This window comes from Bacillus rhizoplanae, from assembly GCF_917563915.1.
GTDB classification, from domain to species: Bacteria; Bacillota; Bacilli; order Bacillales; family Bacillaceae_G; genus Bacillus_A; species Bacillus_A rhizoplanae.
Map to the genome: position 1 here is coordinate 1 of NZ_CAKJTI010000081.1, position 533 is coordinate 533.

At 36.6% G+C, this 533-nt stretch carries 1 protein-coding gene; it reads left to right on the top strand.

What is annotated here, in order from left to right:
- Positions 1–470, top strand: a 470-nt coding sequence (locus LRP84_RS22340) for an IS6 family transposase (protein WP_230577082.1), incomplete at its 5' end; no start/stop codon positions are given.
- Between the last annotated feature and the right edge of the window lie 63 nt (positions 471–533).

Here is a 533-nt window from a genome sequence, read left to right on the forward strand (position 1 = left end):
AAACATATATCAAAGTAAAAGGTCAATGGATGTATCTGTATCGTGCTGTTGATTCGAAAGGAAACACAATCGATTTTTGCCTAGGCAAAACAAGAGACCAGAAGGCTGCAAAGCGCTTTTTCAAGAAAGCTTTGCGGTCTTTTCATGTTTCGCAGCCTCGTGTTATAACAGTCGATAAGAATCCAGCTTATCCTATAGCAATTGAACAGTTGAAAAAAGAGAAAAGCATACCTGATGGTATGCAACTTAGACAACAAAAATACTTGAATAACATAGTAGAACAAGATCATCGCTTTATAAAGAAGCGAATCCGTTCTATGCTAGGGTTCAAGTATTTTGACACAACTACACCCATTCTTTCTGGAGTAGAAGCCATGCATATGATTAAAAAAGAACAGATTGATTTACGGGACCAGTCTGTCCAAAATCAGAAAGAATTCATCCATCAATTGTTTGGACTTGCAGCATAAGATACGATTCCGTTAGGAATATATGCGCTTTATTCTCTTTTATTTTATTTTTGCACCAGAACC